The organism is Burkholderia cepacia GG4, from assembly GCF_000292915.1.
Lineage (GTDB): Bacteria > Pseudomonadota > Gammaproteobacteria > Burkholderiales > Burkholderiaceae > Burkholderia > Burkholderia cepacia_D.
In genome coordinates this window covers 2,268,477-2,292,546 of the sequence record NC_018513.1, presented here as the reverse complement: position 1 = coordinate 2,292,546, position 24,070 = coordinate 2,268,477, and the positions used below count along the sequence as shown (strand labels likewise).

At 67.3% G+C, this 24,070-nt stretch carries 18 protein-coding genes; 13 read left to right on the top strand and 5 right to left on the bottom strand.

Annotation, left to right across the window (positions count from 1 at the left end):
- Window positions 1-8: 8 nt before the first annotated feature.
- The 3 genes from GEM_RS10425 (at window position 9) to GEM_RS10415 (ending at window position 3,471) form a co-directional block, all read left to right on the top strand.
- On the top strand, window positions 9-968 hold the full coding sequence (locus tag GEM_RS10425) for a VOC family protein (protein ID WP_014897369.1): 960 nt from the start codon (window positions 9-11) through the stop codon (window positions 966-968).
- Between the two features lie 119 nt (window positions 969-1,087).
- A complete protein-coding gene (locus GEM_RS10420) occupies window positions 1,088-2,185 on the top strand; it encodes a porin (RefSeq protein ID WP_014897368.1) in 1,098 nt (365 codons plus the stop codon).
- 35 nt (window positions 2,186-2,220) lie between these two features.
- Complete coding sequence (locus GEM_RS10415; RefSeq protein ID WP_014897367.1) at window positions 2,221-3,471, top strand: MFS transporter; 1,251 nt, start codon at window positions 2,221-2,223, stop codon at window positions 3,469-3,471.
- A gap of 35 nt (window positions 3,472-3,506) precedes the next feature.
- On the opposite strand, the gene GEM_RS10410 is transcribed toward GEM_RS10415, so the two are convergent.
- The gene (locus tag GEM_RS10410; RefSeq protein ID WP_014897366.1) at window positions 3,507-4,877 is read right to left on the bottom strand and encodes an ATP-binding protein; all 1,371 of its coding nucleotides are present in this window, start codon (window positions 4,875-4,877) and stop codon (window positions 3,507-3,509) included.
- The gene (locus tag GEM_RS10405; protein ID WP_014897365.1) at window positions 4,878-5,603 is read right to left on the bottom strand and encodes a response regulator; all 726 of its coding nucleotides are present in this window, start codon (window positions 5,601-5,603) and stop codon (window positions 4,878-4,880) included.
- A gap of 250 nt (window positions 5,604-5,853) precedes the next feature.
- On the opposite strand from GEM_RS10405, the gene GEM_RS10400 reads away from it, so the two are divergent.
- Window positions 5,854-6,600: a MipA/OmpV family protein gene (locus GEM_RS10400; protein ID WP_014897364.1), complete on the top strand. Its 747-nt coding sequence runs from the start codon at window positions 5,854-5,856 to the stop codon at window positions 6,598-6,600.
- Here GEM_RS10400 and GEM_RS31805 read toward each other — a convergent pair.
- The gene (locus tag GEM_RS31805; RefSeq protein ID WP_187293229.1) at window positions 6,584-6,802 is read right to left on the bottom strand and encodes a hypothetical protein; all 219 of its coding nucleotides are present in this window, start codon (window positions 6,800-6,802) and stop codon (window positions 6,584-6,586) included. The genes GEM_RS10400 and GEM_RS31805 overlap by 17 nt on opposite strands.
- Before the next feature lie 119 nt (window positions 6,803-6,921).
- On the opposite strand from GEM_RS31805, the gene GEM_RS10395 reads away from it, so the two are divergent.
- Both GEM_RS10395 and tssF read left to right on the top strand, forming a co-directional pair.
- Entirely contained in the window at window positions 6,922-7,257 is a 336-nt protein-coding gene (locus GEM_RS10395) for a hypothetical protein (protein ID WP_014897363.1), read from the top strand.
- A 299-nt stretch (window positions 7,258-7,556) separates the two neighbouring features.
- Window positions 7,557-9,410, top strand: a complete 1,854-nt coding sequence (gene tssF, locus GEM_RS10390) for a type VI secretion system baseplate subunit TssF (protein WP_014897362.1) — start codon at window positions 7,557-7,559, stop codon at window positions 9,408-9,410.
- A 47-nt stretch (window positions 9,411-9,457) separates the two neighbouring features.
- Here tssF and GEM_RS10385 read toward each other — a convergent pair whose 3' ends face one another.
- Together GEM_RS10385 and GEM_RS10380 are read right to left on the bottom strand one after the other, a co-directional pair.
- Window positions 9,458-10,852 (bottom strand): hypothetical protein, encoded by a 1,395-nt coding sequence (locus GEM_RS10385; RefSeq protein ID WP_014897361.1) that lies wholly within the window; start codon window positions 10,850-10,852, stop codon window positions 9,458-9,460.
- A 44-nt stretch (window positions 10,853-10,896) separates the two neighbouring features.
- Window positions 10,897-11,160, bottom strand: coding sequence for a PAAR domain-containing protein (locus GEM_RS10380; RefSeq protein WP_014897360.1), 264 nt, complete (start codon window positions 11,158-11,160; stop codon window positions 10,897-10,899).
- Window positions 11,161-11,654: 494 nt separating this feature from the next.
- Between GEM_RS10380 and GEM_RS10375 the strand changes: the two genes are divergently transcribed.
- The 7 genes from GEM_RS10375 (at window position 11,655) to GEM_RS10345 (ending at window position 24,069) form a co-directional block, all read left to right on the top strand.
- Window positions 11,655-14,450: a type VI secretion system Vgr family protein gene (locus tag GEM_RS10375; RefSeq protein ID WP_014897358.1), complete on the top strand. Its 2,796-nt coding sequence runs from the start codon at window positions 11,655-11,657 to the stop codon at window positions 14,448-14,450.
- A gap of 2 nt (window positions 14,451-14,452) precedes the next feature.
- A complete protein-coding gene (locus GEM_RS10370; protein WP_014897357.1) occupies window positions 14,453-15,310 on the top strand; it encodes a DUF4123 domain-containing protein in 858 nt (285 codons plus the stop codon).
- Between the two features lie 122 nt (window positions 15,311-15,432).
- Window positions 15,433-16,023 carry a DUF3304 domain-containing protein gene (locus GEM_RS10365; RefSeq protein WP_014897356.1) on the top strand — a complete coding sequence of 197 codons (591 nt, stop codon included), beginning with the start codon at window positions 15,433-15,435 and terminating at the stop codon, window positions 16,021-16,023.
- Window positions 16,020-18,419, top strand: coding sequence for a T6SS phospholipase effector Tle1-like catalytic domain-containing protein (locus GEM_RS10360; RefSeq protein ID WP_014897355.1), 2,400 nt, complete (start codon window positions 16,020-16,022; stop codon window positions 18,417-18,419). Before GEM_RS10365 ends, GEM_RS10360 begins: the two co-directional genes overlap by 4 nt.
- A 61-nt stretch (window positions 18,420-18,480) precedes the next feature.
- The gene (locus GEM_RS10355; RefSeq protein ID WP_014897354.1) at window positions 18,481-22,209 is read left to right on the top strand and encodes a type VI secretion system Vgr family protein; all 3,729 of its coding nucleotides are present in this window, start codon (window positions 18,481-18,483) and stop codon (window positions 22,207-22,209) included.
- Complete coding sequence (locus GEM_RS10350; protein WP_041490513.1) at window positions 22,206-23,138, top strand: hypothetical protein; 933 nt, start codon at window positions 22,206-22,208, stop codon at window positions 23,136-23,138. The genes GEM_RS10355 and GEM_RS10350 overlap by 4 nt, the downstream gene beginning before the upstream one ends.
- Window position 23,139: 1 nt before the next feature.
- On the top strand, window positions 23,140-24,069 hold the full coding sequence (locus GEM_RS10345; RefSeq protein WP_051137973.1) for a hypothetical protein: 930 nt from the start codon (window positions 23,140-23,142) through the stop codon (window positions 24,067-24,069).
- Window position 24,070 lies beyond the last annotated feature (1 nt).

Here is a 24,070-nt window from a genome sequence, read left to right as displayed (position 1 = left end):
AGGCCGGAATGACGAATGCGACGACTGCCAGGACCGGGATCAGCAAGCGGGCCCCGTTCGGCATCCACAGCATCGACCACTTCGCGCTCGACGTGCCGAGCCTGGCGGACGCCCATCGCTTCGTGACCGCGTTCGGCTTCGACGTCGAGGCCGGCGAACACGAGCTGCGGCTGCGCACGGCGCCCGGCGGCCACGTCTGGGCGACGCTGCGCGAGGGGCCGCGCAAGCGGCTCGCTTACCTGTCGCTGAACTGCTTCGCCGACGACTTCGCACCGCTGCGCGCGCAGATTCTCGGTGCGGGCGCGCGTGTGGCGGCGCCGCCCGAAGGGCGCGCGGCGGACGACGGCTTCTGGTTCGAGGATCCGGACGGCAACCTGCTGCAGTTGAAGACGGGCGCGAAGACGACGCCCGGATGCAAGCCGGCGGCGCCGCGCGCGACCGGCATCCGGCCGCAGCGCGGCGCACTGTTCCGCGGCGACGCGCCGACGGTGCATCCGGCGCGGCTGTCGCACGTGCTGATGTTCACGCCTGACATCGGCCGGGCGATCGCGTTCTACGAGCAGGCACTCGGCCTCGGTTTGTCGGACGGCGCGGCGGGCATCGTCGCGTTCCTGCACGCGCGCCACGGCAGCGACCATCACCTGGTCGCCTTCGCGCAGGGCAGCGCGAAGGGCTGGCATCACAGCGCATGGGACGTGCCGGCCGTCGACGATGTCGGGCTCGGCAAGATGCAGATGCAGCGGGCCGGTTACGTCGAAGGGTGGGGCGTCGGGCGTCACGTGCTGGGTTCGAACTACTTCCAGTACGTGCGCGACCCGTGGGGCTCGTTCTGGGAGTATTCGGCCGACATCGACTATGTCGGCGCGGGCGTCGAGTGGCCGGTCGGCGACCACCCGCCGGAGGACTCGCTGTATCTCTGGGGACCGGACGTGCCGGACTACTTCTTCGAGAACACCGAAGCCGCCTGAGCTTCATCGCATGCCGCCGGCTCGCGCCGGCGCATCTTCGTCGGGCCGCCCGGCCCGGCGCTTCAGGTGCTTCATTCTCGTCATATTAATCAGTATAACGAATCACATTGGAGATCAGGATGGTCGGCAAGAAGACCTGTGCAATCGGGGTGCTGGCGCTCGGGCATGCGTGCGCGGCCTCCGCGCAGAGCAGCGTCACGCTGTTCGGCCTGCTCGATGCAGGCGTGAGTTACGTGAGCAACGAAGGCGGTCACGGCGTCGCGAAGTTCGACGACGGCATATTCACGCCGAGTCTCATCGGGCTGCGCGGCAGCGAAGATATCGGCGGCGGCACACACGTGATCTTCCAGCTCGTCAGCCAGATCGCGATCGGTTCGGGCGCGACGATCGGCGACGGGCTGTTCGCGCGCACCGCGTTCGTCGGCATCCAGAACGACCGCTACGGCACGATCACGCTCGGCAACCAGTACGAGTTCATGGCCGACACGCTGTTCTTCGGCGGGGTCGATGCGGCGCGGGACGTGGGCGGCCTGTACAACCTGCGCAACGGCCCGTTCCAGAAGCTCGCGTTGCCGGGCAATCCGACCGGCGCGTTCGACTGGGACCGGATGGCCGGCAGCCAGCGCGTCGCGAACGCGGTCAAGTACGTGAGCCCCGTGATCGGCGGGCTGAAGTTCGGCGCGCTGTACGGCGTCGGCGGCGTGCCCGGCAGCATCGGCGCGAACAATACCGTGAGCGTCGGCGCCGACTATTCGATCGGAACGTTTGGCGCGGCGGCCGCTTACACGAACGAAAAATACGGCGCGCAGGCAGGCTCGGCCGCAACCAGCGTGCGCAACTGGGGCGCAGGCCTGCGCTACGGATTCGGCGCGGTCAACCTGAGCACGCTGTTCACGACGGTGCGCAACGCGGCGTCGGGCGGCGCCGCGTGGATGAGCGAGCTGGGCGGCACGTGGCAGCTGACCGGTGCGACGACGCTCGGCGCGGACTACATGTACATGAAGGGCAACGCGACGCTCGACAACAACCACGCGCACCAGCTGACGGCGACCGTCCAGTACCGCCTGTCGAAGCGGACGATGGTCTATGCGAGCGGCGCGTGGCAGCGCGCGAGCAGCGGCGCACGCGCGCAGATCAACGGCGTGCTCGACCCGGACGGCGCGTCGTCCGGCGCCAACCAGGCGATTGCACGCATCGGCATGCATACCGTGTTCTGAATGCGCGGCCTCGCGCAACCCTTTGGAGAAACCAGATGAACAACGCACGCGTGTCCGATCGGGACACCTCGTACGAATGGAAGATCGTCGCGCTGCTCGCGCTCGGATTCGGGCTCGTCGGCGTCGACCGTTTCATGATCATGCCGCTCTTTCCCGTGATGATGCGGGACCTGAAACTCGACTATCAGGATCTCGGTCACATCACGGCGGCGCTGTCGGTCGCGTGGGGCGTATCCGCGCTGCTGACCGGCAACCTGTCCGATCGCTTCGGTCATCGCAAGGTCATCCTTCCGGCGATGCTCGCGTTCTCGCTGCTGGCCTGCGCGAGCGGGCTCGCGTGGGGCGTCGGCAGCCTGATCGCGATCCGCGCGGTGATGGGCTTCGCGGAAGGGGCGTACACGCCGTCGAGCATCACCGCGACGCTCGACGCATCGGATCCGGCGCGGCACGGCCGCAACGTCGGCATCCAGCAGGCGGCCCTGCCGCTCTTCGGGCTCGGCATCGCACCGATCGTCGTCACGCAACTGATGCGCGTGGTGCCGTGGCACTGGATCTTCGCGATGGTCGCGGTGCCGGGGCTTGTCGTCTGCGCGCTGACGTGGAAGGTGCTGCGCGATACCAGCGCCGAACGCGCGGCCGCGCATACCGACGCGGGCGATGCCGGCAGCCATCGGTGGCGCGACGTGCTGCGCTACCGGAACGTGCCGCTGTGCTTCGTCGGGATGCTGTGCTGGCTGACCTGCCTGATCGTGCTGAGCGCGCTGTTGCCGAACTACCTGACCGACTACCTGCACCTGGGCCTGCAGCAGATGGGTTTCGTGCTGTCCGCGACCGGCATCGGCGGCACGCTCGGCGGGGTCGCGATGCCGGCGTTGTCCGACCGGATCGGCCGCCGGCCAGTGATGGTGCTGTCGGTGCTCGGCGCGTTCGTGTCGCTGTGGTCGTTCTCGCGCACGGGGGCCGATCCGGTCGCGCTGTTTGCGGGGCTGTTGGCGACGATCTTCTTCGTGTTCGCGATGATCACGCTGACGGTCGGGCCGCTCAGCGCGGAAGCCGTGCCGGCGCAGCTGATGACCACGGCATCGGGGCTCGTGATCGGCGTCGGCGAAATCTTCGGCGGCGGCATCGCGCCGTCGGTGGCGGGCTACGTCGCGAAGCATTTCGGCATCCAGTACATCATGCAGCTCGGCATGGGCGCGCTGGTGCTCGGCTTCTTCGTTGCGCTGGCGCTGAAGGAAACCGCGCCGGCGCGGCTCGCGCGGACGGCTCCGGTCGCGCAGTCGTGACGGAATGGCGGGCGCGGCCTGGGCCGCGCCCGCGCTCAATGCTGCGATTCGACCTGGTCCGTGTGGCCGGTTCGTGCGTGAGCCGGGCGGGGCGGCGCATCGCACAGGAATTCCGGCAAGGTCCGCGCCGGCAGCGTGATCACGAAGCGTGCGCCGCCGAGCGGCGAATCCTCGAGCCGCACGTTGCCGCCATGCACGAGCGCGACGCGCCGCACGATCGCGAGCCCGAGACCGAACCCGCCGGTCTGCCGGTCGCGGCTCGAATCGAGCCGCTGAAACGGTTCGAACACGCGCGCGCGTTCGGCGATCGGGATGCCGGGGCCGTCATCGTCGACGCTCAGCACCAGCGCGCCGGACGCATCGCTCGTCGCGGACAGCAGGACCGTGCGCGACGCATAGCGCGCGCCGTTGCGGATCAGGTTCAGCAAGGCGCGCGCGACGAGCTTCGGATCGCACACGTGGGTGGCGGGGGCGCCGGTCGTCGACACGCCGAGTGTGAGGCCGCGATCGGCGACGTCGTTCGCGACATTGCCGGCGACGCTGTCGACCAGTGCATCGACGACCACATCCATCGGCGCGAGCTCGCTTGCGCCTTGTTCGAGCCGCCCGATCGTCAGCAGCTCGGTCACCAGCTCGTCGAGTTCGCGTACGTCGCGCCGCAGTTCGTCGCGGCGCTCGCGCATCCGGCCGCTGTCGTCGGAGTCGGCGAGCAGCGCGAGCCCGAATTCGAGCCGCGCGAGCGGCGTTTTCAGCTCGTGCGAGATCCCGTGCATCATCTCGCGCTGCTGCTTGATCGACGCCTCGATCCGCTCGGCCATGTCGTTGAACTGCTGCGACAGCTCGTAGATGTTCGACCGGCCGGACAGCTGCACGCGCGTCGACAGCTTGCCCGCGCCGAACGCGTGGGCGGCAGCCTGCAGCTTGCGCAGGTCGCGCCAGTGATACGAGATCCACAGCACCACCGCGAACAGCGCGGCGAGCGCGAGCAGCAGGTACGCATAGATCTTGATGTCGAGGTCGGCCGCCTCGGTCGGGCGCGCATGCAGCACGAAGCCGTCCGCGAGCGGCATGTAGTAATCCTTGCCGTCGTAGCTGATCGCAATCCGGCCGGCGTCGAGATCGCGCAGCGGCGTGCCGCTCAATTGCGCGCGGGCGCCGGCCATCGTTGTGAAGCGGAATCCCTCGTTGCCGTGCTTCGCGAGTTCGCGCAGCGCGAGCGTGCGTTGCGCGCCCGGATGGCGTTCCAGGTAATCGTTCAGCACGAACGCGTAGGTCGTCAGCGAATCGCGCTGCGCCTGCGCGACGCGATCGTAGAAGATCCGGTCGAACGATAGCTGAATGAACAGGATCGATCCGGCGACACACAGGATCACGATGAGGTACAGCCTGATCAACGGGCGCAGCATTTATTCGTCCCACGCGGAAGGGCTGAACAGGTAGCCGCGGCCCCAGATCGTCTTGATCTTGTGCGGCTCCGATGACGCATCCTCGAAGCGGCGGCGCAGCTTCGAGATGCCGGAATCGACGGAGCGGTCGAGGCCGTCGAACTCGATCCCGCGCAACTGCTTCAGGATGTCGTCGCGGCTCAGCACGGTGCCGGCCGCGCGCGCGAGGATCAGCAGCAGGTTGAATTCGGCGGTCTTCAGGTCGACCGGCTCGCCGCGCCATGTGACCGTGCGGTTCGGCGGCGAGATCGTCAGTTCGCCGAACACGAGCGCTTCGGGCGCGGCGGCCGGCGGGTCCGTTGCGGCCGGCTGCGCGCGCCGCAGCAGCGCACGGGCGCGCGCCACCAGCACGCGCGGCTCGATCGGCTTCGTCACGTAGTCGTCGGCGCCGGTCTCGAGGCCCGCGACCTGGTCGTAGACATCCGCGCGCGCGGTGAGAATCAGCACCGGGACGTTGGTGAACGCGCGAATGCGCCTGCACACCTCCATCCCGTCGAGATTCGGCAGCATCAGGTCGAGTATCACGAGCGCGGGCTGGTGCTCGCGCACCGCTGCGACGGCGAGGTCGCCGCGCCGCACGACCGTCACCGTGAATTCATAGCCGTCGAGGTATTCGCGCACGAGCTGCGCGAGGCGGTCGTCGTCCTCGATCAGCAGCACACGGTATTTGAGCGGATTGTCGTACATGGTCTCCTCGTTACGCACGCGTCGTCCCGCACCCCGGCAGGCAGGCGGGCGCGCGGCGCGGCAGGCGAATTCTATCCGGCGTTCCGGCCACCCGGGCCACCGCACGACAATCGCGAACAATCGAACACAATTGAGCACAGATTCCCCGCAGATTCCGGACAGTCTCGGCGCACGGCCACACCTAGACTTCGGGCTCCGTCACTCTTATCTCAATATTGTGCGCCCAACCCTTCGCCGCTACCGCTATTGCATGCCGCTTGCCGGCCTGACCCTTGCCGCTGCCGCCCACGCGGAAAACCAGTACGCGATCTCGCTCGGCGGCGGGTTCGCGCCACGCTACCCGGGGAGCGACCAGTATCGGGGCGTCGTCGCGCCGGGGCTTTCCGCGAAGTTCGGCAACGGCTTCTTCATCGACAGCACCCAGGGCGCCGGCTACCGGCTGGACTTGCCGCACGGCGTGTTCGTGTCGGCAGCGGTGAACTACGACCCGGGCCGCGCGGACGAGAACCGCTTCGACCTGCCGGGTTCGGACTACCTGAAGGGGATGGGCCGGATTCCGGGCTCGGTGCTCGTCGGCGTGCGGGCCGGGGTGACGCTGTTCGACGCGGCCGAATTGAGCGTCACGGTCGACACGCCGGTGACGCACACGTCGCGTGGCGTGTCGGGGCATGTCGATCTGGCGGTGCCCGTGTTCAAGACCGCGCAGCACGAGATCATCGTGACGGGCAGCGTGCATGCAGGCACCGGACGCTATATGCAGACGTTCTACGGCGTGACCGATGCGCAGTCGATGACGAGCCGGTTCCGACCGTATTCGACGAGTGGCGGGATCGACAGCGCGACGATGTCGGTTGCGTGGAACTGGACCCTGTCGCGACACTGGTCGGTGCTCGCGACCGGCGGCGTGACGCGGCTGCTCGGGCGCTCCGGTGACAGCCCGATCGTCCAGTCGCGCAGCAACTACTACGGGATCGCCGGCGTCACGTACAAGTTCTGAACCGGTTGTCGATGGTGGCAGACGCGGGCCCGCGTGCGCTGGCCGGATGCGATGCGTTGCCGCGGACCCGGTGCGGTAACATGCACACGGCTTCGGCTTCGGCTTCGGCTTCGGCTTCGGCTTCGGCTTCGGCTTCGGCGTCAGGCCGTGCCTGTGACTGCGGTGTGCCAAGCGGCTCGGCCGCGGCGCGCAAGGCTGCCATTCGCTTGGCCGGCATCCGTCAGGACGCGGCGGGCGGTGCGCGGAACTGATCACCCATGCAATGCCCGGTGCGTGCAAGCATGCCGCAGCGGTCGCGCCGGGCGCGACACGGAGAAATCGATGAAGAACACGATCGCGATGATCATTGCATTCGTTGCGAGCGCAACCTTTGCGGGATGTGCGGACATGAACACGAAGCACCCCAACGCCACCGCCGGCGGCGCGGTGACGGACGCCGCGGCGCCGGGCGCAGCGCACGCGTGCAAAGCGGACGCCGCGCCGGACGACGCGCTGGTCGGCAAGACCGAGGCCGATGCGGCCGCGCTGCTCGACGGCTGCCTTTGGCGCGTGCTCGAACGCGACGGCAAGTCGTTGCCGGGCACGATGGATTACCGGGAGGAGCGCCGCGATCTCGGCATGCGCGACGGCAAGGTGATCTGGGTGCGGCGCGGGTGACGGATCGTGCCGGCGGTCGACCTGCCGCAGCCGATGCCACGGCTGCGTGAGCGGGTGCCGCCGGTATCGGTCATCCGAGGCCGACCGCTCGGCCGCACCGGCAGAGCTGCGTCGTCACGCGTGGGTGCGCGCTTCGGACGAAGCGTGGACTGCGCGCAGGCATTCCGGTAGAGTGGGGCGCCTCGAGCGCATGCCGACCTGCCGCACGAACGCGCCATGCGCGTTCCCGGCACGCCGGGCGGCCCACTGTGCCAGGGCCGGCCGCGAGTCGGCGCGCGACGCGTTTTCGACATCCGCCGATGGACGACCTGCTTTCATTCTATGAGCGTGAGCTGAACCTTCTGCGTCACCGGGCGAAGGCATTCGCGCAACGTTATCCGAAGATCGCGACCCGCATGCAGCTCACGAGCGGGGCCGACGCCAGCAGCGACGACCCGCACGTCGAGCGCCTGTTCGAGTCGTTCGCGCTGCTCGGCGCGCGCGCGTCGCACCGCATCGACGACGACTACCCGGAATTCACGACCGCGCTCGCCGATGCGCTGTATCCGCACTTCCTGCAACCGTTCCCGTCGTGCTCGATCGCCCGCTTCGAGATGGACGCGAGCCGGGCCGCGCAAATGTCGGCATCGATCGTGATGCCACGCGGCACCGAGTTGTACAGCCGGCCCGTGAAGGGCGCGAAAATCTTCTTCCGGACGGCCTACGACGTGACGTTGTCGCCGTTGCGATTGATTGCCGCGCGCTTTCACGCGGTTGCTCAGGCGCCGCGTTCGCTCAGGCTGCTGCCGGACGCGAGCGCCCGGATTTCGCTGACGTTCGAGATCCAGTCGCCGCATGCGTCGGTCGCTGACCTGAAGCTCGATGCCGCGCGCCTGTATGCGCAGGGCGAACCGCTGCTCGCTGCCGCGTTGCGCGATGCGCTGTCGATTCGCGCGCTGCAGGCGTTCGTCGAACCGGGTGACAGCGGCCGCTGGGTGGCGCTCGACCGCGTGCCGTTTTCGGCGATCGGTTTCGCGCATGACGAGAACCTGATTGCACCGCCGGCCGTCGGTCATCCCGCGCATTCACTGCTGACCGAATACTTCGCGTTTCCGGAGAAGTTCGGCTTCTTCGATTGCGACTTGCGCCAGGCGGGACGCATCGGCGGCCGGCAGTTCACGCTGCATCTGCTGCTGAAGGGCGTGGGCGCGGATTCCGCGTTCGCGCGTGCACTGGATCCGCTGGGCACCGAGCACGTGCTGCTCGGCTGTACGCCCGTCGTCAACCTGTTCGATGCGGCCGGCAAGCTCGGGCGCCACGCGGACGCCGCGTCGCAGGACGCGGAAATGTACCCGCTCGTGGTCGACGACCAGCACGCGTTCGCGTGCGAGATTCATTCGGTCGACACCGTGACGCAGATTGAAACCACGCCGCAGGGCGAGCGCTCGCTCGGCTATCGTCCGCTCCATACGCTGTATCACGGTGCTCACGCGTCGCACGCGGGACTGTACTGGCGCACCCATCGGGACGCACTCGCAGCGAAGCGCGAGCCCGGCCGCGAGATGACGCTGGGTTTCGTCGACAGCTCGCTGCGCCCGGTGCCGGCGCCGTCCGCCGTTGCGCTGACGCTGACCTGCAGCAATCGCGACCTGCCGACGGAACTGGCGCCGGGCACGCCGGACGGCGAGTTGATGCTCGAAGGCGGGACGCTCGCGCGGCGGATCGGCCTGCTGCATCGGCCCACGCAGTCGCGGCGGTTTGGCGGCGCGCGCGGTGCGATGTGGCGGCTCGTGTCGATGATGTCCGGCAACCCGATGCAGCTGTCGGGCGGCGCCGCAGCCGTACGCGACGCGCTTGCGCTGCACGATGTGGTCCGTTCGACCGCAACCGTCCGGCAGATCGACAGTGTCGTCGACGTCACGCACCAGGCCGTGACCGCCTGGGTGTCGAGCAAGCCGTTCGCGAGCGTGGTGCGCGGGCTGGAAATTCGTGTCGTCGTGGACGAGGACGGTTTCGCGGGAACGGGGCTCCACGCGTTCGCGCAGGTGCTGGACCGCTGGCTCGGCGACTATGCGGCGCCGACTGCGTTCACGCAGCTGGTGCTGGTGTCCGGCCGAACCGGCGCCGAGCTGTGCCGCTGCCCGCGGCGTTCAGGAACCTCGATGCTGTTGTAGCCGGCGGCATGTGCAGTAGGGTGCGACGGGCGCGCCAGTGCGTCCGGTCACGCGGCGATCGTCCCGGATTGCCGCGCGGGCGCAGCGGCCTCGACTGTCATCGCGGGTGTCACGAGCATCACGCCACGCGCGAGCGGATCGCTGACCGATGCCGCGAACACCGCTTGCCGGTCTTCCGTCGCACGCTCGGCGGCGACGGCGAGTGCGGTCAGCGCGAGGGCCGCGCCGCTCGCGCCGTTGGCGAGCCCGAGGTGTCGGCTGCGCTCGGCGGCTTCATCCCCCCATCTCTGTTCGATGACGGTCACGACTTCGGTGCGCCGGCTGCTGCGTTGATCGGCGTCGGTAACGAGTCCGGGCGCCGACAGGTCCGGGTGCAGCATCGACAACCGTGTCGCCGTCTCGGCGAGCAACTGCTCGAGCGTCGCCGCTTCGGCCTTGCCGTGGTCCGCCGACGTCGGGCGGCGCGCGGACACGAGGCGATGCACGGCAGGGACGGGCGTCGCCTGCGGTGCGTCGGGGTGGCCGAGCAGCAGCGCGCACGCGCCTTCGCCGGGCGTCAGGCCGTTCGGGCGATCGCGGCCGTAGAGCCGGCCCGTGCTGGCCAGCGCGTCGATGGCGTCCTGGCTGGCGAGGGAGTCGAAGGCGAGTACCACGTGCAGATCGCCGGACGGTTGCAGGTGCAACGCCTGGATCAGCTCGTCGACGACGGCCCACGCCTGGACGGGATCGGCGACCGTGCGCAGTTGCGCGCGCACGATGCCCGGCGCGACGGCTTCGCGCGCCGTGTGCGCATCGAGCCAGGCGGCGAGGGTGGCCGCGACCGGTTGCCAGCGTTCCGGTATCAGCAGATGGAGCCGCAGCGGCGGCGCGTCGGGGCCCGCGCCGGACAACACGGCATGACGCTCGCGCAATTCGTCGAGCGCATCGGCGGCCAGCAGCAGCCCGCGCCAGTGCTCGTCCTCGAGCGTTTCGCGCGCGCCCGGCGCGAGCAGGCTTTCATCGAACCGGTCCACGGAAACCGATTCGACGGTGCTCGCGAATACGCCGGTTCCGTCCGGGCGCTGCAGGTCGGGATGCAGCGCGACCGGACGTTCTTCCCGTGCCGCCGCATCGATGTCGGCGGTCGTCGCGCCCGTCGGCAGTCTGACGCTGCTGTCGAGCAGCAGGGCCGACCACGTGCGCGACGCGGTGTCTTGCGCGGCCGCTGCGTCCGGGGACGCGACCGCCGCCGGTGCCGCGGCGGCGCGTGCCGGACCTTGGCCGAGCCCGCGGCGCATCCAGGCCACGCAAACGGCGAGCGCCGCCGGCAGCACGAGCCCGCACAGCAGCAGCTCCCGTGCGGTCGGCGTGTGATGGGTCGTCTTCCACCAGACGAGCACGGCCGCCCACACCGCAACGAACAGTACGGCGACGAACGCCGTCTTGCGCAACCCCGTGATCATTCCCGTCGCTTCCTCTGTGTCCTCTGTGACTGGCCGGCTGTGTGTCAGGTGCCGTCGCTTCCCGCCGAGCGGCTCGCGATCAGCACGGCGCCGCAGGCGGTCTTGTAGCCGTCGCGCGCGACGCCTTCGCCCTGCACGATCATCGTGTCGTCGCCGTCGACGATGTAGTTGGGCCCGTGTGTCGGACACGTCACCGTGTCGTTGCGGCGCGCGATGCCGCGACCGTCGACCGACGACACGGTGGACGCGCTGGTCACGGTGCCGCCGTGGCTGTGCTTGTCGCCAAGCACGATGAAGGGTTTCGTCATCCGGATGGGCCTCCTTGCTGGATTGCCGTCAATGCGTCCGGGCGTCGAGGTCGGGTGCGGCGCGGTGGCGGATTTTATCGGCAGCATTTTTCGAATCAATATCGACGGAATCAGGTATTTATTACCTTACGGAAATAATTTCCTGTTTCGATTGAATATTCGCATATCCGTCGATCCAAAGGCAGTCATTATCGTGTGTGAAGCCCGTGCGTCAAGGTCTCGTATTTTTAAATCTAGGACTGTTTGCCTATGGCGGAGCGTGACGACGTAATTTAAAATAGTAAGCTTCAAATAGGGGTCGTATCATCCGGTCCGGTTCGCGTGAGTCTCGCTCGATGCGTGGGGCCGCTCCGCGCGCCGGGGCGTGACCGGGGAGTCGCGTGTTTCCTGCCGGTTCGGCATGGCGATCGCGATGCCGACGATCATGCATCGTCCCGTGTTCGTCGCAGCAATATGCATTTAAAAACGTCAAATCCTGAGAGAGCGGGAATCGCATGAGCGTCATCACGGAATTTGCGTCTCTGTTCGGCGCATTCAATCGCCTGTATTCGCTGGACGGAGCCGGTGCGCTTGCTGCATTTCAAATCGAGCGCTGGACCGGTCGCGAATCGCTCTCCGATCTGTTTCAGTGGAACGTCGATGCGCTGTCGACGGATCCCGCCCTGGATCTCGACGCGCTGCTGGGGCAGCGCGCCGCGATTCGCACCACGCTGGCGAACGGAACGACGACCGTGCGCAGCGGACTCGTCGCCGAGGCCGAGTGCGTCGGTTACGACGCGGGCCTCGCTCGCTACCATCTTCAGATCGTGCCGTGGCTCGCGGCACTCACGCATGCGCGCGACGAGCGGACCTTCGTGAACCAGACGCTCGCCGACGTGCTCGACACGGTGTTCGCGCCCTACGCAACGATCGCGCGCTGGCGCCTCACGCCGGACGCGAGCCGGCGTCTCGAGGCGCTGGGCCCCGGTGCGTACCGCGTGCAGTACCGCACCCATACGCACTACGAATTCGTGCAGCACCTGCTGGCCGATGCAGGCCTCGGCTTCTGTTTCGTCGAGGACGAGGACGCGCCTGCCGGGCATACGATGCTGGTGTTCGACGACAGCGCGCAACTGGCCGAGGACGACACGTCGGCGCGGCGCGGCGGGGTGCCGCGCCGCTCGAGCGGGACGGCGACCGACACCGACGACGTGATCCTCGGGATCGGCCAGTCGCTGTCGCTGACGGCCGATCGCGTCACGCTGATCAGCAGCGATTACCGCGCGAACCAGGCGACGACCGCGAGCGCGAACCTCGGTCGGCCGAACGGCGCGCGCGAGCTCTACGACGACGTCGGGCCGGAGGCATTCGACACCCTGCGCGAAGCGGAAGACACGGCACGGCGGCAGGTCGATGCGATCGTGTCGCGCGCGAGTTTCTGGACCGGCTACGGCACGCTGCGCACCGCGCGGGCCGGGCGCGCGCTGAAACTCGTCGATTCCGGGTGGCAGGCGGTGCGCGGTGCCGCGGCGCCCGAGGATTTCCTGGTGACGCGCGTCGAGCATGTCGGGATCAACAATCTTCCCGCGACCGTCATGGCAGCGATCGAGCGGCAGCTCGGACCGTTGCCGGCCGCGGCGCTCGATCCGCGCGTGCTCGGCCAGGCGAAGGTGGGCGGCTACGCGAACCGGTTCGATGCCGTGCCGCGCACGCAGGTCTGGCGGCCGACGCTGGCCGACGGAACCGGGCAACGACTCAATCCGGTTCCGACGGCACTGGGTGCGCAGACGGCGATCGTGGTCGGCCCGACCGGCGACGCGCAGCCCGGCGCGACCGGGCCGGTGCACGCGGATGCGCAGGGGCGCTTGCGCGTGCGTTTCCATTGGCAGGCACAAGACGATGCGGGCACCTATCCGACGCGCGCGATTCAACGCCTCGCGAGTGATGGCCACGGGCTCCAGCAGGTACCGCGCATCGGCCATGAGGTGCTCGTGCAGTTTCACCACGGGCTGGTCCACCGGCCGATCGTGCTCGGCGGCCTGTTCAACGGCCGCGGCGAAGGCGGCGAGTCGCCTTCGCCGGGCGGCGCGGCCGGGCAGCCGCTCGACGCGACGGTCTACACGCAGGCGAGCGATCATGCGCCGAGCGCGCAGGGCAATCTCGCGAGCGGGCACAGCCCCGCGTGGCACGGCGCCGGCGGCGGCGCGGAGCACCACAATCACGCCGGCGCGCTGTCGGGCTTCAAGAGCCAGGGCTTCGACGGGCAAGGCCACAACCAGCTCGTCGCGGACGATACCGACGGCATGGGGCGCTTGCAGATGGCGACGACGCACGCGGCGACGCAGCTGAACCTGGGCCACCTGCGTCACCAGTCCGACAACTATCTCGGCAGTTTTCGCGGCCAGGGCGTCGAATTGCGTTCGGACGCTTACGGCGCGATGCGTGCGACGCGCGGCCTGCTGGTGTCGAGCTATGCGCCCGCGGGCGCGGCCCAGCCTGCGGGCGATGCGTCGGCGCTGCAGGCGCTGCTGGCGCGACACGTCGCGCTGGTCGGCCGGTTCGACAAGACCACCGACACACACCGGACGCTGCCGTTCGCCGCGCAGCGCGGCGTGGAGCAGGCCGGCCAGTCGTCGCTGAACGGCAGTGCCGCGCCGCTCGACGCGCTCGCGCAGAGCTTCGCGACGACGGTCGGCGCGAACGGCTACGCGCAGGCGTCGGCCGACGCCGCGCAGCGCTCGACGGGCAACGCGTTGCCGCATACGGGCGACGCCGTGCTCGGCATCGAGGCACAGGGCGGGCACGGGCTGATTGCCGGGCAGGCGCTGCAATGGGCGGCCGGCGAAACGCTGTCGCTCGGCAGCGGCGCCGACTTCAATCTCGCCGCCGCGCAGCAGCTGCGCGTTCACAGCGGGCAGGGCATCGGCTGGCTGGCCGGCGCGAGTCACGCCAGCGGCGTCGGCATGAGCGTGATCGCTGGCAAGGACGGTCTGACGCTGCAGGCGCAGCGCGACGTGCTCGGCTTGCGCGCGCGCGACGACCTGAAGATCGCGTCCGCGAGCGCTGATGTCGAGATCGCCGCGAAGAAGACCGTGCATCTCGCGGTGAGCGGCGGCGCGCACGTGACGATCGAAGGCGGCGACGTCACGTTCGGTTGCCCGGGCAAATTCGTCGTGTATGCCGCACAGCACGCGTTCGTGGGCCCCGATCAGATGAATCCGCCGTTGCCGCAGTTTCCCGAGAAGGTCTGCGTCGAATGCCTGCTGCACGCGATGCAGTCGGGCAGCGCGCTGGCGGGCAAGGCGATCTGAACATGACGATCGATACGACCGACTGGATCGACCGCTATCCCGACGACACGCCGGACCGCCTGCGTGCGCTGTTCGAACGCGCGCCGGCCGGCGGCCGCTGGCACGTGCTGCTCGACATGGGTTTCGCGCCGGAGTTGCGTGAACGGCTGCCCGCGGCCGACCGCAACGATGCCGTCGTCGTCCTTTACGAAGGCGTGTATGACGGTGATGACCTGATGTCGATTTCGCCCTGCGTCGTGCCGTTGCCTGCCGATGCGGCCGCACGCATCGCGATGCTCGAGATCATCCTGCGCGAGACGTCCGGGCGACCGATGCTGAGCCTGTTGCACGGCGCGCGCGACACGGCCGCGCTCGCCGCGCATCTGCGCGGACAGCTGGAAGCGAGCGCGGCCGCCGACGGCGAAACGTTTCTCGTGCGTCTGGCCGACACGCGCTGCCTGCCAGCGTGGCTCGCGACGCTCACACCTGCGCAGCGTCGCCGTTTCACGGACGGCATCGACGCGTGGCACGCGTTCGACCGCACCGGGGCCCTCGTCGCGCTCGCGCTCGACGACGCGGGCGAGGTCGCCGGCGATGGCGAGGACGCCGGGCGCAGCGGCGAGCCGTACGTGCTCGACGAGAATCAGGTCGAGCGATTGCGGCAGGCTGCGAAGATCGACACGCTGATTTTTCATGTGCGCCAGCGCCCGGAGAGCTTCGGCCGGCTGGTGGCGACGCCGTCGCAGGCCCATGCATGCGTGAGCGCGGCGTGGGCGCGGCACGACGGATCGCCCGCGGCGGCACCGCGGGCCGCGCTCGATGCGCTCGAGGCGGCCGGGTATCTCGTGACGGAGCAGGCGCCGGCAGCGTCGTCCGCGTAGGGCGGTGCGGTTTCGCGCGGATGCGGACGACGGCACCGGTCACGCCGGCCACGCATGCGACGGGTACATCACGCAGTTGATAGCGATCGGCGCCGCACGGCGTCGGACAAGAGGATCAAGAGATGAATCTGAATGCCGGTTCCACGACGTTTGCCGCTCGGCTGCTGATGTTCGTGACCATCTTGCTGGGGACGGCCGGGTGCTCGCGCGCGACGGATGTGTCGGCGTCGGCTTCGAGTGCCTCGAGCGCGTCGGCCGCGCCCGAAACGATGGGCCTCAAGCTGAATGCCCTCAACTATACCGATGTTCCGATCGGCACGTTCCATGTCGACGGCACCTGGGGCGGCGCGGTTCCGGCACGCATCGGCAGCGGCGGTGGCGCGATCATCTGCTGCGTCGCGTTGCCGAAGCAATGGCATCCGGGGCTGACCGTCAACCTGCAGTGGCGCGACGACAACCTGTTCAAGAAGGATCCGAAGGCGCTCGCGAGCCGCGTCGTGCCGGTCGAGCGCTACGACGCATTCTCGGACGGGTTCCTGTGGGTCCTGTTCTTTCCGCACGACCGGATCAAGGTCTACGCATCGCAGTGGATGCCCGGCTACCGCGGCTTTCCAGAGAACCTCCAGGCGCCCGATGAAGCCTGTCCGGGCAACTTCACGTTGCGCAACAGCGATCCGCAGTGCCCGAATCCAGACAAGAGGATCGCGCGATGAGCTTCCGATTCGCGAGCGCGGACCGGCAGGACGTCGGGGTCGTGACCAAGGCGGAGCAGGACGCGATCATGCGCCGGCTCCACGACGACGACGGGATGAGCTGCTGCAAGACGCTGCATGTCGGCATCTTCTTCGACGGCACGCGCAACAACGCCGATCGCGATCGCTCGGGCGGCAAGCACAGCAACGTCGCGCGTCTGTTCGACGTGTTTCCGCGCGACAAGTATCACAGCGCGATTTACGTGGCGGGCGTCGGTACACCGTTCGTCGACGAGATCGGCGACCAGGGCGTCGGCCTGCAGGCCGCGGCGGGTGCCGCGGCGGGATGGGCCGGCGAGGGCCGCATCAACTGGGCACTGCTGCAGCTGCACAACGTCGTGCATGCGCTCGCGTTCGGCAATTCGCTGTCCGCGGCGCTCGGCAAGAGCGACAAGGCGCTCGCGAAGGCCGTCAGCGTCGACCTGAATTTCAAGGGCATCGATCTCGGCGGCACGCCGCCGAAGCCGGGCAGCCTCGGCGACATCAACGCGCGCGGCAGTTCGAGCGTCGGCGCGCTCAAGCTGATGGCGGCCGAGCAGAACGGCATCGAGCTGACCTGGGACCGCGACACGCTCTGGGCGCAGCTCAAGGGCGAGGTCGATACCGCGAACTGGACCGCGACGATGCGTGCGTGGGACGAGAAGCGGCGCACCGCGCTGCGGGCCCGCTGCGCGCAACTGAAGGAGCGCGTGGGCGATCTGCTGGTCAAGGGCAAGCCGAAGCTGCAGCGCATCCGCCTGTACGTGTTCGGTTTCTCGCGCGGTGCGGCCGAGGCCCGCACGTTCTCGAACTGGCTGGCCGATGCGCTGGACCCCGATTTCAGCCTGTGCGGCGTACCCGTGTCGTACGACTTTCTCGGCATCTTCGATACGGTCGCGTCGGTCGGCATCGCGCAGGGCACCGCCGCGACGCTGTTCGACGGGCATGGCGGCTGGGGGCGCAAGGAACTGATGGGGGTACCGTACTACGTGCGCCGTTGCGTCCACATGGTCGCCGCCCACGAGCCGCGCGGATCGTTCCCGCTCGACCTGATCGATGCGTCGCTGGACGGGCGCGAGGAGATCGTCTATCCGGGCGTGCATTCGGACGTCGGCGGCGGTTACGGGCCGGGCGAGCAGGGGCGAGGCACCGGCGATGCGGACAAGCTGTCGCAGGTGCCGCTGCTCGACATGTATCGCGAAGCGCGCAAGGCCGGCGTTCCGCTCGATATCAAGGGGCCCGGTGTCGCGGCCGAAGCGGCGGCGGCGTTCGCGATTTCTCCTGGACTCAAGCGGGCGTTTTCGGCGTACGTGAGCACGAGCGCGGACTACTACTATGCAAAGGAGCACGGCACACCGGGCCTGATGCGCGCGCACTATGGGCTTTACCTGCGCTGGCGCAAGATGCGGCTCGACAACTTGCGTACGCAACCGTCGTTTCTCGCCGCCAAGGCCGCCTATCCGCAGGATGCGGTCGATCTCGACAGCGCGAACGAGGAGCTGCGGCTCGAATGGCGCGACCTGCTCGAATGCGAGAAAGAAGGCGGCCCGACCGTGAGCCGATACGCGGGCAACGCGGTCAGCCGGAAGATCACGCAGAACCCGAAGGCGGCGGCCGTCATTTCGCCGGCCGTCCTGCCGATCGCCGCGGGCCTGCAGTCCGCGATTCCGTTCGTCGGCCCGGTGGTGCGCGCAAGTGCCAAGCGCGCCGAGGATTTCTTCCAGCTGCAGCTCGACGAGAAATGGCAGCAGTGGCTCGAGGTGCGGGGCGACTGGAACATGGGGCCGCCGGAAGCGCCGATCAGTGCGCTGTACGACAACTTCATGCATGACTCGCGCGCGTGGTTCAAGCCGCTTGGCGACGACGACGACGTGTGGAACCACAACCAGATCAAAGCGCTGCAAACCCGCCAGGCCGAGTTCGAGCGCCAGCATGCCGAGTGGAAGAAGCGTCAGCAACTCGGCGTGCCTGGACCGTCACAGATCATGCAGATGATGGGGGCGGGCGCGCTCGGCCTCGGGCCGGCCGCCAACATTGCGCCGGAGCCCGAACCGCGTTCGCCGCTGACCGCACAACAGGCCGACATCCTGAAACGCTACGACGCCGCGCAGCGGGCCGCGCAGAATGCCCGCGCGGCACGGGATGCAACCGCGCCGACCGACAGCGCCGTCCTGACCGACCCGAAAGTCACCGGCGGTCTCGCGCTGCAGGATGCGGGGCGCGAGTTCTCGTTCGTCTGGGGCTACCTGCGCTGGCGCACCGTCTACGTGAACGGCGTGCGCTGGGATGCGCCGCACGTGCCGACCGTGCAGGAAGACATGGAGGCGATGCGCCAGCAGATGCAGCGCAACGTCGACATGAGCAAGCTGTTCCGATGAACCGATTCGATACGAACCAGCCGGCGCGAACCGCAGGCGCGCACGATTGCCGAGAAACGACATGGATCTTGTTGCAGCATTAACGGGTTACGGGCAAGCGACCCGTCATATCCAGATCGATACCGCGATGCCGGGCGCATTCGTGGTCGAGCGTTTTCACGGTCGTGAAGGGGTCAGCGAATCGTTCCGGTTCGAGATCGATGTGCTGTCGAGCGAGCCGTTTCTCGATCTCGCGCCGCTGATCGGCAGCGCCGCGCGGCTGCGTCTCGCGACGGCGGCGGGCGAGCGTTGCTGGAACGGTTACGTCACGCATGCCGCTTATGCGGAGAGCGACGGCGAGTTCACGCGCTACCGGCTCACGATGGAATCGTGGCTCGCGCTGCTGCAGCTGCGCCGCAATTGCCTGTATTTCGTCGACCTCGATGCCGAGGGCATCTGCGAGCGCGTGTTCGGCGACTATCCCGAAGCGCACCGGCGCTATGAACTCGTCGAGCCGCTGCGATCGTTTCGCTTGCGCGGCCAGTATCGCGAGACCGATCTGGATTTCGTGCTGCGCCAGTTGTCGGAGGCCGGGTTGTCGTTTCGCATCGAGCACGGGCAGGAGGCGGGGAAGGCGCCGTCGGGCGACCATACCGTCGTCGTGTTCGATCGCCATGCGCGGCTGCCCGACGGCAGTGTCATCGCGTTCAATGCGCAGGATGTCGGCGATCCGGACGGCGTGATGACGCAATTCTCCGACCGGCGTCAGCTCGTGCCGGATCGCGTGGTCGCGACCAGCTGGAAAGCCAGTGAACTCCATGCGTTGGCCGGCCAGGCGCAGCAGCCGGCCGACACCGACGCGCCGGTGCTGCCGGTGCGGGAGATCTTCGACGGCCAGCGCGCCGGCCGCTTCGACACGAGCGGCGACGCGCAGCGTTACGCCGAGCAGAGGCTCGACGCGCTGCAGCTCGCGAAGCGGATTCACCATGGCGGCGGGTCGTCGCGCACGCTCGAGATCGGCAAGGTCCATACGCTGAACGATTATCTGGGCCGCACCGTCCGGTTCGTGCCGCTGTCGATCGAGCACGAGGCCGTGAACAACCTCGGCGCGCAGATCGGGCAACTGTTCGGGCGCGGCGAGCTCGACAAGGGCCTGTATCGCAATCGCTTCGTCGCGGTGCCGGAAGGCACGCCTATCGTGCCGCCGTTCCGCGACCGGCCGACCGTGCATGGCGTGCAGACCGCGATCGTCGTCGGCGAGCCGGGCGGGCGCGTCAGCAGCACGCGCGATCACCAGGTGCGCATCCAGTTTCCGTGGATGCGCGGCGTTGCGCCGTTGCCGGGCGGGCTGACCGATACGGCGAGCCGGTCCAATCCGGCCGGCCATGCGCCGGGCGATCATCGCTCGGGCATCGTGGTGCGTGTCGCCGAACAGGCCGCCGGCCCGAATTTCGGTCATGCGTTCACGCCGCGCGTGGGGACGGAAGTGGTGGTCGGCTTCGAGTCGGGCAACATCGATTCGCCGGTCGTGCTCGGCCAGGTGTACGGCGGCCGGGTGCGCCCACCGTTCTCCGCGGGCGAAGGCAGCGACGCGAACCATTCAGGATCGCTGACGGGCCTGCAGACGCAGACGCTCGACGGGCAACCGGGCAGCCGCTGGGTAATGGACGACGCCGCTGGCCAGTTGCGTCACGAGCTGAACAATTCGACTGCCGGCACGCGCCTCGCGCAGGGCTATCTGATCGACCAGCAGGGCACGATGCGCGGCGCTTATCGCGGCGAAGGCTTCGAACTGGCGACGCAGGGATGGGGCGTCGTGCGGGCCGGGGCCGGCGTGCTGATGTCGAGTACCGCGCGAACGCTCGGTGCGTCGACGCAGCTGGATGTCGCCGAGCGCGTGGAGCAGTTGAAGGACGCGGCGAACACCGCGCAGGAACTCGACAAGGCGGCCACCGGCGCGCAGGCGGTCGGCCTGACCGCGAATGCGGCGCAGTCGGATTTCCTGAAGGCGATCGATCCCGCGCAGGACGGCAAGTATGCGGGGAGCGTGAGCGGCCAGAGCGCGACCAAGCCGAACGGGACGCAACGCGACGGCGGCGATCCCGTCGAGCGCTTCGCGACGCCTGCGGTGCTGATGGAGTCGCCGGAGAACATCGTGGTGACGACGCCGGATAGCGCGGTGTCGTATGCGGCGCAGCATGTTCATCTGACGTCGCAAGGCGATGCGCATGTGGGCGCAGGGGCGACCGTGGCGGCGGCGACTGGCGACGCGATGAGCGTCTACAGCGTGGCAGGCGGGCTCAAGGCGATCGCGGGCGAAGGGCCGGTGAGCGTTGAGGCGCATGCGTCGACGATGGAGATTCTCGCGGACCAGACCGTGCGCGTGACGTCGACCGACGAACGCGTCGATGTGCTCGCGCAGGATGCGATCGTGCTGCAGCAGGGGCCGAACCGGATCACGCTGAAGGGCGGCGACATCATCGTCGAGACGCCGGGGCAGTTCACGGTGAAGGCAGGCGGGCATCCGTTCCCGGGGCCGCTGGCGGCGAGCGTGAAGCTGCCGGCGCTGCCAGTGTTGCCGCAGGGGGATCCGTGTGATTTTCTCGTGCAGGCGCTGGCGGCGAGTCCGGCGGGGCGTGGGGCGGTGGCGTCGGGGGGGAGTGCGGCGGGTGCGGCGCTATGGGGCGGGGCAGCGTCGGGCGCGACGGCGTTGGTGGCGGGCATACCGGTCTCGGGAGCAGGAACCTTGCCGCTTGTCCCGCAGGCATTTGCAGATGAGTCGAGTCGATCCATGCCTGCACCGGTACCCGCATCATCGGGACAGAATGCGGCGCCCGGCCCGTCGCTCGGTCATTCGACTCCGCCGCCGGTTTCCAGCGAACTGGAAGGCATGCCGAAGAAAGGCCCGGCTGCGCAAAGCGGGCCGTGCAATCTTCACGTCCCTGCCATCCAGCAAGAGCTCCATACGGTCGATGCAGGATGCGTCGACTATTTCCAGACGGGAGCGGACGGCACGCCGGTGCTCAAGGACAAGAAACGAATCTGGCTGAAATTTTCCGGCACGAAGGATTCGTACGATATCGGATACGCACCCGCGACGGCGACCGTGACGGCGACCGTCTATATCAAGGTCAACTTGAAGGACCAGTACTGGATCAACAACGGGAGCGTCTACATGGATCCATCGACCGGCAAGCCGTTCTCGGTGCCGTTCAATAGCGATGGAATCCGTAAAGACAGAGTGATGAGGATCGTGGACCGGCCGGGTGGGCTGGGTCCCATATTGGGCTTCAAGAAACGCATCGAGGACGGGTTGAATAAAGGGAACTATTCGATGCAGCCAAAGGCATGCCCGCTTGGTCGTGCATGCACGTGCAAGGTCAAGCTGAAACTGGAAGTCGAACTGGTTCAAATCGGACGATGCCATGCGGAGGTCAATCTCTATCCGTTGGTAACGCGGGCGAACTCGGCGAATTGGGGGGAAGTGCAAGTCGAGTGGGACGACCAACAGAAGCGGTATGTCCCGGTGTCGACCCAGCATGCACTCGTGCATGAGACCGGGCATCTGTTCGGCTGGCCAGATGAGTACTTTCTTGACGGCGGCGCCGTGTTCGGAAAGTACATCAATTCACGAAATCTGGTCGACGTGAAAATGGCGCAACTTGACGACAACTGGCAGCGCACGACCGAGACGAACTTGATGGGCGGCGGAATGCTCACGGAAAAACCGGAAATTCCGAAGTACTACATGTATGGTTTCCGTGATTGGTTCAACAAAAAAACCGGAATTGACTGGGAAGTGCTGAAATGATGCGTTCTTTCCTTGTTTTTATGGTGTCGATGATTTCTTTCGGAGTGGTGGAAATGGCGCTTGCACAAGATCGCCCGGATTATTTCGAGATTCGTAGCGGACAGGGACAGTTCAATCCATCGCCATCGATGGTCTTCACGGCAGACGGCCAAACGGTGTCGTATTTTTCACGTGGCCGGGAGATCGACCCGATGCCGCAATCGAGTTACGTCGGAATCGGGAAATATACGGCGGATCTCACGGGAACCTATCGCCAGCATGTCGATATGGTGAAGGCGACGTTGAGCAGCAGGACAATCCCCCAGATCCGTGCAATCAATAAGGGGTCCGTGCTCGTCTATTCGTTTGACAAGGACGGCCACCATTACGAGGGCACGTACAACTATCAGTTCGACGATCAATTCAACGACAACCTTTCGGTGCTTTATGACCTTGCCCACGATCTGCTGGCGCATGGCACGCCCGAGATCAATCTTCATCCGGAATTTTCGGTGCGATCCACGGCAGAACATCTTGTTGTCGATGTGACGCTCGCGAACGACGGCAAGCACGACGTGACGGTCGACGGCCCGGATCACTGGTCGCCGGATCTTGCGCGTCCCGATCTGCAATATGTGCAGATCGGTGGCGGCAGCGACAACGTTCGATTCCGCGTCAGGCTTGTCAGCAAATATCTAAGCGACACATCTCGTCGTTACCGGCGCGAAATTATCGTCAAGTCGGGCCGGCCCGAGAAGATGGAATTTCTCGTGCCGTACACAGATCTGACCTACGGCGCCGATTCGCCGATGCGGAGCGTCGAGGCCGGCAACTACGTCTTCGTCGGCAAGGTGAACATCGACATTCTTCGTCCGCAGGAAATGGACGGACGGATCTTTACGCCGATGAACCGGCTGGACGACGTGAAATTGACGGGGAAGGGATCCTGAAGTGATGCGCCTTGCACGGATCCTGATGGTGATGACATTGACGCTTGGCGTGACGGACATGGCGTCTGCGCACAATGAGCGCGGCTACTTCGAGATCCGCAGCGGGGCCGGGCAGACCAATCCCGCGCCGACCATGGTGATCGCGGATGAAGCCGGGACGCTTTCCTACTATTCGCGCGGAAGAGATCTCGATCACAGTTCCCAGGGGCGCTATCTGGGCATCGGAAAATTCACGGTCGAATCGAGCGACGCCTATGCCCGGCAACTGGCGGATATCAAGCACGTGCTGAGCAAGCGCGATGCTGCAATCCGGGACGCAATCAATGCGGGCCCCGTTCTCTCCTATTCGTTCGACACGGACGGGCACCACTACGAAGGCGCCTTCAACTATCAGGCGGAAAAGCCTGTAAAGGACAAGGTCGTTGCGTTGTATTCGCTCGCGAAGGAACTGCTGAGCCACGGAAAACCGGAGATCAATATTCATCCTGCGTTCTCGATTCGCTCCGACTCGAATCGCTTGCTGGTCGAACTCGTGTTCAAGAACGAGGGCCGGGAGGAGGTGCTCATCGATGGTCCGGAAACGTGGACGGACGACCTTGCGATTCCGAGCCGGCAGTATGTCGAAATCCGGGGCAGCAACAGCGCGGGTGCCGACTTCAAGGTCCGCCTCGACACCAAGTATCTGACCGATGTGTCGCGTCGCTACGCCGGCGAAATCGTCGTCAAGCCGGGCGAAGTGACCCGCGTCGGGTTCGCGGTTCCCTATGGCGCGTTGTCGTTCGACAGCGATTCGTCGATTCAGCGAATGGAAACCGGCACGTACGATTTTGTCGGTCGCATGCAGGGCAATTTCGACAAACCCGACGAGATGTCCGGCAGGTTCTTCACGTGGACGGATCCGGTTCCGTCAGTCGTTTTGACGCGGGAGTGAC

What these genes read in the sequence shown, in the direction of transcription:
- GEM_RS10425 (WP_014897369.1), top strand. Translation starts at nt 9, where the DNA reads ATGACGAATGCGACGACTGCCAGGACCGGGATCAGCAAGCGGGCCCCG.
- GEM_RS10420 (WP_014897368.1), top strand. Translation starts at nt 1,088, where the DNA reads ATGGTCGGCAAGAAGACCTGTGCAATCGGGGTGCTGGCGCTCGGGCAT.
- GEM_RS10415 (WP_014897367.1), top strand. Translation starts at nt 2,221, where the DNA reads ATGAACAACGCACGCGTGTCCGATCGGGACACCTCGTACGAATGGAAG.
- GEM_RS10410 (WP_014897366.1), bottom strand. Translation starts at nt 4,877, where the DNA reads ATGCTGCGCCCGTTGATCAGGCTGTACCTCATCGTGATCCTGTGTGTC.
- GEM_RS10405 (WP_014897365.1), bottom strand. Translation starts at nt 5,603, where the DNA reads ATGTACGACAATCCGCTCAAATACCGTGTGCTGCTGATCGAGGACGAC.
- GEM_RS10400 (WP_014897364.1), top strand. Translation starts at nt 5,854, where the DNA reads ATGCCGCTTGCCGGCCTGACCCTTGCCGCTGCCGCCCACGCGGAAAAC.
- GEM_RS31805 (WP_187293229.1), bottom strand. Translation starts at nt 6,802, where the DNA reads ATGGCAGCCTTGCGCGCCGCGGCCGAGCCGCTTGGCACACCGCAGTCA.
- GEM_RS10395 (WP_014897363.1), top strand. Translation starts at nt 6,922, where the DNA reads ATGAAGAACACGATCGCGATGATCATTGCATTCGTTGCGAGCGCAACC.
- tssF (WP_014897362.1), top strand. Translation starts at nt 7,557, where the DNA reads ATGGACGACCTGCTTTCATTCTATGAGCGTGAGCTGAACCTTCTGCGT.
- GEM_RS10385 (WP_014897361.1), bottom strand. Translation starts at nt 10,852, where the DNA reads ATGATCACGGGGTTGCGCAAGACGGCGTTCGTCGCCGTACTGTTCGTT.
- GEM_RS10380 (WP_014897360.1), bottom strand. Translation starts at nt 11,160, where the DNA reads ATGACGAAACCCTTCATCGTGCTTGGCGACAAGCACAGCCACGGCGGC.
- GEM_RS10375 (WP_014897358.1), top strand. Translation starts at nt 11,655, where the DNA reads ATGAGCGTCATCACGGAATTTGCGTCTCTGTTCGGCGCATTCAATCGC.
- GEM_RS10370 (WP_014897357.1), top strand. Translation starts at nt 14,453, where the DNA reads ATGACGATCGATACGACCGACTGGATCGACCGCTATCCCGACGACACG.
- GEM_RS10365 (WP_014897356.1), top strand. Translation starts at nt 15,433, where the DNA reads ATGAATCTGAATGCCGGTTCCACGACGTTTGCCGCTCGGCTGCTGATG.
- GEM_RS10360 (WP_014897355.1), top strand. Translation starts at nt 16,020, where the DNA reads ATGAGCTTCCGATTCGCGAGCGCGGACCGGCAGGACGTCGGGGTCGTG.
- GEM_RS10355 (WP_014897354.1), top strand. Translation starts at nt 18,481, where the DNA reads ATGGATCTTGTTGCAGCATTAACGGGTTACGGGCAAGCGACCCGTCAT.
- GEM_RS10350 (WP_041490513.1), top strand. Translation starts at nt 22,206, where the DNA reads ATGATGCGTTCTTTCCTTGTTTTTATGGTGTCGATGATTTCTTTCGGA.